Origin of the sequence: Methanolobus sp. (assembly GCF_030682845.1) — an archaeon.
Lineage (GTDB): Archaea > Halobacteriota > Methanosarcinia > Methanosarcinales > Methanosarcinaceae > Methanolobus.
The window spans coordinates 1-9,464 of the sequence record NZ_JAUXNK010000026.1; the positions used below are offsets into that span (position 1 = coordinate 1).

The 9,464-nt window shown below is 43.1% G+C and carries 12 protein-coding genes; 5 read left to right on the forward strand and 7 right to left on the reverse strand.

Annotated features, from left to right (window positions below; all coding sequences use genetic code 11):
- Positions 1 to 240, forward strand: a 240-nt coding sequence (locus Q8J68_RS02455) for a hypothetical protein (protein WP_305309971.1), incomplete at its 5' end; no start/stop codon positions are given.
- 246 nt (positions 241 to 486) lie between these two features.
- Here the strand turns inward: Q8J68_RS02455 and Q8J68_RS02460 are convergent.
- The 3 genes from Q8J68_RS02460 to Q8J68_RS02470 all read right to left on the reverse strand — a co-directional run bounded on the left by Q8J68_RS02460 (position 487) and on the right by Q8J68_RS02470 (position 2,872).
- The gene (locus Q8J68_RS02460; protein WP_305309972.1) at positions 487 to 912 is read right to left on the reverse strand and encodes a hemerythrin domain-containing protein; all 426 of its coding nucleotides are present in this window, start codon (positions 910 to 912) and stop codon (positions 487 to 489) included.
- Positions 913 to 1,111: 199 nt separating this feature from the next.
- On the reverse strand, positions 1,112 to 2,173 hold the full coding sequence (locus Q8J68_RS02465) for a hypothetical protein (RefSeq protein WP_305309973.1): 1,062 nt from the start codon (positions 2,171 to 2,173) through the stop codon (positions 1,112 to 1,114).
- A 138-nt stretch (positions 2,174 to 2,311) separates the two neighbouring features.
- Positions 2,312 to 2,872 (reverse strand): GerW family sporulation protein, encoded by a 561-nt coding sequence (locus Q8J68_RS02470; RefSeq protein WP_305309974.1) that lies wholly within the window; start codon positions 2,870 to 2,872, stop codon positions 2,312 to 2,314.
- 141 nt (positions 2,873 to 3,013) lie between these two features.
- On the opposite strand from Q8J68_RS02470, the gene Q8J68_RS02475 reads away from it, so the two are divergent.
- Positions 3,014 to 3,304, forward strand: a complete 291-nt coding sequence (locus Q8J68_RS02475; protein WP_370867587.1) for an N-acetyltransferase family protein — start codon at positions 3,014 to 3,016, stop codon at positions 3,302 to 3,304.
- 102 nt (positions 3,305 to 3,406) lie between these two features.
- Here the strand turns inward: Q8J68_RS02475 and Q8J68_RS02480 are convergent, their stop codons facing one another.
- The gene (locus tag Q8J68_RS02480; RefSeq protein ID WP_305309976.1) at positions 3,407 to 3,553 is read right to left on the reverse strand and encodes a hypothetical protein; all 147 of its coding nucleotides are present in this window, start codon (positions 3,551 to 3,553) and stop codon (positions 3,407 to 3,409) included.
- A 627-nt stretch (positions 3,554 to 4,180) separates the two neighbouring features.
- On the opposite strand from Q8J68_RS02480, the gene Q8J68_RS02485 reads away from it, so the two are divergent.
- Positions 4,181 to 5,362 (forward strand): FprA family A-type flavoprotein, encoded by a 1,182-nt coding sequence (locus Q8J68_RS02485; protein WP_305309977.1) that lies wholly within the window; start codon positions 4,181 to 4,183, stop codon positions 5,360 to 5,362.
- Positions 5,363 to 5,479: 117 nt separating this feature from the next.
- Here the strand turns inward: Q8J68_RS02485 and Q8J68_RS02490 are convergent, their stop codons facing one another.
- Positions 5,480 to 6,106, reverse strand: coding sequence for a cupredoxin domain-containing protein (locus Q8J68_RS02490; RefSeq protein ID WP_305309978.1), 627 nt, complete (start codon positions 6,104 to 6,106; stop codon positions 5,480 to 5,482).
- A 532-nt stretch (positions 6,107 to 6,638) separates the two neighbouring features.
- On the opposite strand from Q8J68_RS02490, the gene Q8J68_RS02495 reads away from it, so the two are divergent.
- Complete coding sequence (locus Q8J68_RS02495) at positions 6,639 to 6,869, forward strand: ferredoxin (protein WP_305309979.1); 231 nt, start codon at positions 6,639 to 6,641, stop codon at positions 6,867 to 6,869.
- Between the two features lie 36 nt (positions 6,870 to 6,905).
- On the opposite strand, the gene Q8J68_RS02500 is transcribed toward Q8J68_RS02495, so the two are convergent.
- The gene (locus Q8J68_RS02500; RefSeq protein WP_305309980.1) at positions 6,906 to 7,157 is read right to left on the reverse strand and encodes a SemiSWEET transporter; all 252 of its coding nucleotides are present in this window, start codon (positions 7,155 to 7,157) and stop codon (positions 6,906 to 6,908) included.
- Between the two features lie 180 nt (positions 7,158 to 7,337).
- Here Q8J68_RS02500 and Q8J68_RS02505 point away from each other — a divergent pair, with 180 nt between their 5' ends.
- Positions 7,338 to 7,727, forward strand: a complete 390-nt coding sequence (locus tag Q8J68_RS02505) for a hypothetical protein (protein ID WP_305309981.1) — start codon at positions 7,338 to 7,340, stop codon at positions 7,725 to 7,727.
- A 13-nt stretch (positions 7,728 to 7,740) separates the two neighbouring features.
- Here Q8J68_RS02505 and Q8J68_RS02510 read toward each other — a convergent pair whose 3' ends face one another.
- The gene (locus tag Q8J68_RS02510; protein ID WP_305309982.1) at positions 7,741 to 8,859 is read right to left on the reverse strand and encodes a C39 family peptidase; all 1,119 of its coding nucleotides are present in this window, start codon (positions 8,857 to 8,859) and stop codon (positions 7,741 to 7,743) included.
- Between the last annotated feature and the right edge of the window lie 605 nt (positions 8,860 to 9,464).

The window sequence follows — 9,464 nt, forward strand, 5'->3', positions numbered from 1 at the left end:
CAGGTAGGATCACGGGCTGAAGGATTATCGATCAGGATTGCAGGCGAACCGGATATCTTGTACACATTGAATTTAGGTCTAATGTCTGCTGGATCATTTTCTCTGGACTCGGCAGAATATACGAGACTTATGAAAAGTACAACTAACGATAAAAATAAAAGGATACAAAAAATCTTACTGCGTGTACTTTTAAATTTTTTTATCAAGCTATCACCTGTAGCTTTAAATGCAGTAAAATAATATACTTCCCAATATATAATGCTTATTATTTTAAAAAATATTACTCCTGAAAGTAATACTAACTGCATCGTACTTGAGCAAGAATTCCTGTGATACCTTTATCCTTGTTGTCTTATGGAATTCGGTTTGTAAGAGTCAAAAAAACTCTTTGTTCTAAGTGAGCACTCTTGGTTGCAGAAAACATTCTTATGGAAAAAAATATAAGTAAGTTTTTCTTGCTTACCTGCCAGAACACCTGATATCTCTTTATCCACTTTGTTCCTGCTTGAACTCCATGTACTTGCTTCCAATCTCCTCCGCCTGGGAATCACTCAGCACACTGCGGGACTTCTCAAATATCTCAGACTCTTCCTCTTTAACATGGTGCTCAACTGTCTCTTTTAAGACTTTCATTTTAGCAACCCATCTTTTATCGTCTACAGGAGTCTTCTCTATCTCGGACAGCAATAATTTGGCTACATGGTGCTCCTCATAACCTTCAAGAGCAACCTCTGTAGCTTCCTTTTTGTTCTCAAGCTGCGGATAGTATAATTTCTCTTCCCCTTCCATATGTATGTCCAGTTCAGATTTAAGCTGCATGAAAACGTCTTTGGATTCCTTACTGATCGCTTCATCGAACAATTGCATGACCTTTACATGCTCTTGCTTCAATATATCGTATATTTTGTCCATCAAATTCCCCCTTTACTACTCAACAGAGTAGGAACTGGACAGTTTCAACTCTTATACGCACTTTTGGTTAGCCGGGCAAATTGTGCCAATGTATGGCCTGCGCATAGGCCTGTCCCCTTCCCGGTACTAAGTTTATGTATGTTCTTATTTATCTCTATTCATTTGACCCAATTGTATATTTCCTTTGAAATTAGAAAGGTCACATGAGCTGCCGTTGTAAATACACACGCCTATACCTATCATATAGTGTCACATTAAGTGTCAGTAACAATATGAAGAAGAGCGTATTGGCAAGATTGATGGAACCTTCGTACCTGCTCAGCAGTAAGAAATATACAAGGACAGTTATCAGGTTGGCAACTGACATAAAGGCAAATTCCCTGAAAAGAGAACTCCATTTTGTCCCATGCCGGGCGATCCATTGGCTCAGTGCGGTGTTCACGATGATGATAAAGGCCACAGCGATGGTTATCTGGAGACTGGTGGCACGTACCCCGGGAAGCATACTTGCAAAAATAATACCCAGCAAGGACACAAATATGATCTTCTCTCGCAGGGCACTGTCAAAAAATCTCTTTTCTCTTCCTTCCGCTTCTCTCTGATCAAGGTTCTCCGGAATGGGGTCTGCAGCAAGGGCAAATCCATCTCTTGCATGAGGCAGTCCTTTCAATATCCAAAATGCTGCTACCACAATAAGTGCAGCCCAGGCAACCAGTACAAGTGCGAATGGGGGGTATGCCTTTATCAGGTCGGTAGTGTCCAGCTGGGCTACGTGTATCCAGTATTCCTGAGGTAGTTTGATTAATATCCATATCAAAGCAGTGGCAGTCAGCACCTGCTTCTTTGTCAATGATACCGGATTCCACTTAAGGCGCACCGCTTCGTAGAAGATAAAGAAATATTCAAACGTGTTGGGAAAAAGAAGCAACAATGTTCGTACCTGTGTTAATTCGAACAGCACTACACCCACAAGCCGATAATAGAAAAGGAACCGGCTTATTCCAAATGCATAGTCGTTGGTCCAGTTGCGCATTGTAGAAAGGTATGTAATGGTCAGGTAATATATGTCAAGAGCCTTGTCATAGCTCTGGTATCCTTCAAGTGGCAATGAAGTGAATAGCTGGAATATCGTCTGGTCAATAGTGTCCAGTATCAAGGAGCCTATCACTCCCGGAAGCGGATACCGCGGAATAGCAAGCGGCAGGAAGAAACGGGCCATAATGACGGCCCAGAATATGACCATATCATAAGTGTCAGGCAATTATGTCCCTTACCCAGATTCTAATCCATTCGAAAATGCAAATATCAGTAACACATCTTGTCTTCACTATATACTGTCTGCAGTATACAGCCTTTCTTTCGTGCGGCCAGTACAGGACTGGCCGCATCTGGTCGATTATTAAGACTCTTCTTCAGGCACAGGACCTTTCTTTCTGGAGCGGGACGGTTCAGCCCCTACCCTTCCTGCCGTGGCCTGGCTGCCTCCCCCGGCTCCTCCTTCCGGCATGGATCTGCTGCTGAATTCTCTGTGACTTTCATCGGAAAACCTTTCCTTCTCTTCGGATGTCCGGTCACTCCTGCCGGAGCTTTCACTCTCCTCTTTTTCCCTCTCTAATACTTCACTGCCTTCTTTTACCCTGCTTATTACCTCTGGTACCATATCCACTATGCGGCTGAATGTATGTCTTCCCTTTACTGTCAGCAGGCGGACGTCGTCCTTGGATATTACAACAAACCCAATAGGCTCCATATTCACACCTGCATAGCCTCCGGCCACAAATCCCATCTGGCCTGTATGCTTGTCACGTTCCCCTCCGGCACTTCCAAAGCCGGCAGAAACTCTGATTATCGGCATCACGGTTTTCCCGGCTGAAGTTACAGGATCTCCCACAAGTGTTTTCGTGTCTACGATACTTTCAGTCTCTCTGGCAATTTCTTTCATGATGTCTTCTAATCCCATCTAATACTCCCCTTTACGTTACACTTTTTGTGTATACTTGATATATGTGGTTTCTACTTTAAAAGTGAATCTGAATTGTCGTATTTTATTTATAATGTTCTAGTAATAAGTAATTTTTCCTGTTTTAGATAAAGTTTAGGAATGCTTCGCTCCTACAATCCTATGCCTTCCTTCTCTCACACAGCTGAGGCAAGCTATTTCCTACAGCCGGAGCTAACAGGCAACGGGCTTGGTTCTCGTATCCTTGAGTGCCTTGAGGCGGGCGGAAAAGAACGTGGAGTATCATGCATTCTGGCAGGCATATCTTCTCTCAATGACGGAAGCATTCGCTTTCACTTAAAACATGGCTTCATGCAGTGTGGCAGGTTCCGGAATGCAGGAAAAAAGAACGGAATGTTTTTTGATATTGTCTGGATGCAAAAGGACATATAAAGACGACTAAATCAAAACCAAATCAAACCTAAAAGCTCTCTCTGTAACATTGCCGGTTATCGTGATCAATAAATTGAAAGGGGGATTGCAGTCTCTGTTCAACTAAGGTGTTCTCAACTCGAAATGGCTCACATCAGGAAAATCATGCTGGAATATATTCTTAGCTTCGTTTGTTGTTTCTGCATGCACAGGTACTTCCCTCAATACCTTATTGTTTTCATCCTCCCAGAATCTAACCCAAAAACACATAGTATTGTCCCCCTCCTTTCTTCATTAGGTGTTCAAGTTCTAGAAGAGTCGCATCAGATAGTTGATGCTCTCTACATCTTCGTTTATATAGTCTCTATTGCTAGAGAATCCTATTCTTAATATAGATCCAGCTCCCCCGCGCGTAGACCTATGTGGAATACTATAAAATGATTTTATTTAACTGTTTCCTTGTTGAAATTCACCGGTGCTTTTAATTTGTGGTTGCCTTCAAAGCAATGCCGGAATAATAAGAACATTGCTCAGAAACACCGTATATGGGGGTTGAGTAACATATGCAGGATATAACCGAACCTATAAGTTACTCAATAATGGCTCCTCCCGGGCATAATGCGCAGCCCTGGGAATCCCCGGGAATATTGTCTGGAAGCAGCAGGCATCCACAGATTTTGATGTGCATGAGGTTGCCATGCCTGTTCCAGTGTCTCCAGAAAAGCATATGTGCGAAGTTGTAATATGATGGCCCGGTATCTCTGCAAATCACTTAAGTATCCTTCACTCTAATGTTATATGGGGAACGGGGCCGTATGTAATGAGCACATGCTAGTGGCAGGATTCATTAAAGCATGGTCTTGTTCTACGCAATTTTACGTAGGGGGATGAAAGATAATGGATTACTACACACCGGAAATCTCTGATAATATCTTCTGGGTTGGCTCAAAGGACTGGAACAGGCGCATGTTCGACGCTTTAATACCACTGCCTGATGGCACAAGCTATAATGCTTATCTGGTCAAGGGGGACAGGGGAACTGCCCTTATAGACAGCGTAAATCCTGGTTTTGAGGGTGAGCTCATGGAAAAACTGCACAGTCTTATTGATGTGGAAGCCCTGGATTTTGTGATTATGAATCATGCAGAGCCTGACCATGCCAATGCCATAAAGACTGTAATGGATATTTCCAGCGAGGCCAAGCTTGTAACCACACAGAAAGGAGCCAAAATGGCTCAGGTGTTCTATAAAGTACCCGAGCAAAGGCTTGTGATTGTAAAAAATGGTGACACGCTGGAGCTTGGTGGCAAAACACTGCGCTTCATAGAAGCCCCATGGCTGCACTGGCCTGAAACGATGTTCACCTATGTGCAGGAGAACCGGATACTGTTCTCATGTGATTACTTTGGCGCGCACACAGCAGCCGGATTCTATGATGACGAGGTAGAAGACCTTATATCAGTGGCTAAAAGGTATTTCGGGGAAATAATGATGCCCTTTAAAGCAAAAGGTGCACAGGCTCTCGAAAAGATCAAAGACATGGATATTGCTGTTATAGCTCCAAGCCATGGGCCCATATATAGGAATCCGGAAAGGATACTTGGAATGTACCATATATGGACTGCAGGGAAAACTCAGAAAAAGGCTATTCTTGTGTATGTAAGCATGTGGGGTGCCACGGAAGCAATTGTCAGGTCAATGGCTGAAACCCTTATGTCCGAAGGAATACAGATAAATTACTTCAACCTGCTCAATTCCGATATAGGTGACATCGCCCGGGAGCTTGTGGATTCCAGGGCAATCGTGCTTGGTACTCCCACTGTCCTGGGAGAGATGCATCCGCTTGCAGTCTATGCCACTCACCTGGTGAAGATCCTCAAGCCACCTCTGAAATATGGGGTAGCACTCAGCTCTTATGGCTGGGGAGGAGGTGCTGTCAGGCAGCTCTCTGAAATGCTCAAGCCAACAAAGATAGAAGTGGTAGGCGCAATAGAAATAAACGGCCCCGCTTCGGATGAGGACTTTGCAAACATAGCCCGGCTTGGGAAAGAGCTTGCATCTAGGATAAGATGTTCTTAACAAAAACTAAAAACAACTTTTTTTAAGAGCTCGCGCAGTTTGGTTAAAACCTAATCTCTAAAAGAGCAAATAAGATAGTAGGAGGCATAACCTCCCCATCTTTTAAGTTCTTACAACTCAGAGAGTATCGTTGTCTTCCTCATCCGGTGTAATGGTTGTATTAGTAGCTGGCTGGTCGCTCTCTACTATTATATCTCCCTCTCCAGTGGTTTCAAAACCTCTGTCTTCAGCAGTTATGTTGGTTTCATTGTCTGCCGGGACAGTTGTTTGAGTGACTGTCTGATTATCAGCCTCTGTGCCATCTTCCATTCCAGGCTCCACTATTACTGTACCTGATGTGAAGAAGTCCTCTTCGGAACTGTAATCAAAGGTTCCTGCTACATCGAATATGTAACTGAATGACTCTCCCGGACCGAGTATGCCAGAATTGAAGAAATCATCATCCGATGTAATCGTGACATCATCCTGACCAGTGTTTGTCCACGTTACGGTGTCTCCTATCATGACCCTTATGGTTTCCGGATCGAATCCGTCTTCATTAACCATTACCTCTGTAGTGTCAATGACATCGTCATCAGTCTGTTGATCATCTGTAGTAGGCTCTGTAGGCTCAGTTGTTTGATCGTCTGTAGGAGGTACAACAACCGTGTCATTTACTCCGTCGTCGGTACCTGTGTCTGTACAACCGATTGCAAAGAAAGCAACCAGCAGGACAGCAAATGATATTATTAATCCTTTTCGCATAAATTAACCCCCAGTTTATATATTGTGTAACTTTGTCATCTTTCACCCGATCTCCTATCGCAGATGAACTGAATAGGCATCTGTTCAGTTGAAAGTAGTATATATGAAATGAGCCTTTATCGGACCGTGGTCACAAACGATAGCAGCTCCTTTATCATCTGTAATCTACTCCCATGTTATATTCATTTACATTATTGCCCCCCATCCGTGCATCCGAAGGCAAATAGAATACCTATCAGTGTTGCACATCTTTCTAATGCTTTTAGCATTAATACCCCCTTATCATAGTTGTATGGTAATTGTAAGTTATAAGTCTTTTTATTCGTATGTTGCATATTTTGGTATCAATATTTCGAACTTTAATTACTTTATGCTAAATATGTTCTTTATCCGGAAACTTAAAAGTCTGCCCTGTATTACACTATGATTCATGTTCATGCATCCTCGATTCTTTCAGAAAACATTGTTATCGAAAAAGACTTATCCAATTGGGTTAAAACTATTTTTGACGTTCTTACATGGGAGTAAAATAATGGCTGATAAGACCAATAAAGTGCCCGAAACTATTCCGGGCCCATATTATGTGGATGAGGAATGCATTGCCTGCGAACTATGCGTGGACGCTGCTCCTGGAAATTTTATGATGACAGATGACGGCACACATGCCTACGTTTATAAGCAGCCGGAAAACGATGAGGAAATAGCAGCCAGCGACGATGCGATGACCAGCTGCCCGGTAGATGCAATCGGGAAAGATGGTTAATTCTATCTGCTTGCAGCGAGCAACAGAAATAATCCATTATGAGATTATATGATCCTGCTTGACCTTGTAAAACAGCAAAGCGGATGCAAGAGTCACTGAAATGCTGTTAGCTGCAATAAGTGCAGGGTCGTTGATCATCAATCCATGTACCAGCCAGAATGTCATGCCCGTGGTGGAGCATAGAAGCATCATCAAGGATATGTCCTTGGTAGACTTTGTCTTAATTGCTTTGATGAGTTGAGGAGCAAAAGCTATCGTTGTGAGTGTCCCTGCGATGTAACCTATCATAGTATCCTGTCTGTATTGTTTTTTATTGTTTATCGGCTGTATATTGCCTGTGGTGATTAATACCTATGTATGGGAGTATCAGGCACCACAACGGTCCATTTATATGGCCTGTTTTGAAGATCTTCGTTCAGGCGCTACTATGATAAAAAGACTTAAATGATAACCGGGCCAGTGCTATACATGGTCCTCTTATTCATGGTTGCGTCAGTCGCAGTGATCTTTCTATTTATGGGCATGGTTATTGCCTTTGTATTCAGGCAACAGGCAAAAGTAAATAGCAGGTTCCCTCCGGGGCGCTGGAGGGGAATCTGGATAGGTATCGGGCTCATTTTCGGTGTACTACTGGGAATGGTCCTTGCAGTTGCTTTTGATAGCAGAGCCCTTGTCGGTATGGGGCCGGCCATTGGCGCAGGTCTTGGGCTGGCAGCAGGTCATATATTTGAGAAAATGTATGGTATGGATGCTACACCGCTGACACCGGAGGAAGCAAGGCATAGGAAAATATCTTTCATTATAGTATCATTGTTCGTGCTCATCGGACTTTTGCTTGCATTGCTGTCTGTCCTTTAGAATTGTGTATTCTTTAAGACATGCTCACATCTATGGATGTTGAGCCAATCCTCTGCATGTCGCTGTCCAGCAGGGTCACTACAATAGAATAAGTGCCGGCAGATATGGTCCCAAGATGATTGGAGTAATTAACTCCTTTTGAGACTTCACTATATGGGGGGACCGTTATATCTATGGGGAAACGGAAGCATTCCAGTTTGTCCCCTGTGTGCTTTCCAATGACCTCGCTCAGAACGATATAATCCTTTTCTTCCGGTGAAGGATTTGCCACGGTGAAATAAACCGACATCGTGTCATTTGGAGTTGGTTCACGCTCTGCTATCAGGTCTGATCCCCGGGCTATGTAGTATCCTTTTCCATACTTACCGTCAAAACGCAGCAAGCCGATATCCTTCATGTTGGTCCTGTTCACAAAAGTGAGGCAACTGTATCCATGATTGCTGTAATCTGTCATATATATTGATCCTGCAGGAGTGCTGACGGGCGCATCTTCAAGCATCTCAATAGTGAATGCCATGTTTGTGGGCATTATATTGCCAGCCAGCTTTTCGTTGAAATCTTCCCATCGTATGGGTACGGCGATATATCCGCCCACTGCTCCAAAGAGACCTTCAGTGATAGCTCCGCTTGGATCAGTGAGATATATGAATTCTTCATTGTATCCAACTGCCAGGAGGGCATGACCCTTCTTTGCGTATCCGGGAGTAGAATACTGAAAAGCCATTAGTACTGGCTGCCCTCTGTCTATGTTGCTTCTTACCATTGAATTGAATTGCTCAATATCGATGGTTTTAAGGCCATTGCCCCATACCGTCTTTTTGATTTCAAGGAACTGATTCTTCCTTAAGTATTCCTCAAGCGCATGGTCAAAAGGATTGTACTGACCCGCAAAAGTCTCATTATTGCCCGAATTGAAATGCAATGCAATTTTCCAATGATCCAGATGACGGTTATTGTAATCGGACATCATGGCAAGACAATAGTAGAGACACCAACTGGTATCACCCTGGTTATAGTAAGGCACATTCAGGACTGTCCCGTTCCTTCCTTCATATATGGGACCGCTCTGGATGGAAGCATCTGTGACCGGTCCACCAGAAATATATCCAGTTGAAGCGACATTGAATGACACTATCAATATAATGCATATAGCTTTCGCTATTAGTTGCAGATTCTTTCTCCGAATAATGACATGGACCCCCCGGTCCGCTCATACTCCGTTACCTGTTAGCCTTCATCCGATGCTGATGACAGGTTCCTGTCCAGATTACAATTGTACATACCCTGATTTGTGCAGCATGGATGAATATTGCAGAATTCTCTCCCCTCTATATAAACATGTCTGAGCATAGCGATATCATCATTCTTATAATGATGAGTGACTCGGGTTATTCATGTCCTGTAAAGCATTATTCCATTATCTGCACAAGGGATTTGCGAGTACGTGGCTTCTTCATTTAAATATCTATTTTAATCATTTCTGAATATTTATACAGATATCTATAATTACTATAAAGTTATATACAGTTCCTGTTATCCAGTTACCATAGAGTGTCCGATTTGAACCTGCGGATGCTTTAAATAATTAAGATATGTCTCCATCTCCCAGACCCCGGATACTCGTAGTAGACGATGAACCAATGAACGTAGAGTTACTCCAGGCTTATCTTATTGCCGATTATGAAATAATTCCTGCATACTGTGGTTCTGACGCCCTGGAGCTTGTTTTGAGGGAGA

Coding starts and splice junctions, on each gene's coding strand:
- Q8J68_RS02505 (WP_305309981.1), top strand. CDS start 7,338: ATGGTCCTCTTATTCATGGTTGCGTCAGTCGCAGTGATCTTTCTATTT.
- Q8J68_RS02460 (WP_305309972.1), bottom strand. CDS start 912: ATGGACAAAATATACGATATATTGAAGCAAGAGCATGTAAAGGTCATG.
- Q8J68_RS02500 (WP_305309980.1), bottom strand. CDS start 7,157: ATGATAGGTTACATCGCAGGGACACTCACAACGATAGCTTTTGCTCCT.
- Q8J68_RS02470 (WP_305309974.1), bottom strand. CDS start 2,872: ATGGGATTAGAAGACATCATGAAAGAAATTGCCAGAGAGACTGAAAGT.
- Q8J68_RS02480 (WP_305309976.1), bottom strand. CDS start 3,553: ATGTGTTTTTGGGTTAGATTCTGGGAGGATGAAAACAATAAGGTATTG.
- Q8J68_RS02485 (WP_305309977.1), top strand. CDS start 4,181: ATGGATTACTACACACCGGAAATCTCTGATAATATCTTCTGGGTTGGC.
- Q8J68_RS02490 (WP_305309978.1), bottom strand. CDS start 6,106: ATGCGAAAAGGATTAATAATATCATTTGCTGTCCTGCTGGTTGCTTTC.
- Q8J68_RS02495 (WP_305309979.1), top strand. CDS start 6,639: ATGGCTGATAAGACCAATAAAGTGCCCGAAACTATTCCGGGCCCATAT.
- Q8J68_RS02475 (WP_370867587.1), top strand. CDS start 3,014: ATGCTTCGCTCCTACAATCCTATGCCTTCCTTCTCTCACACAGCTGAG.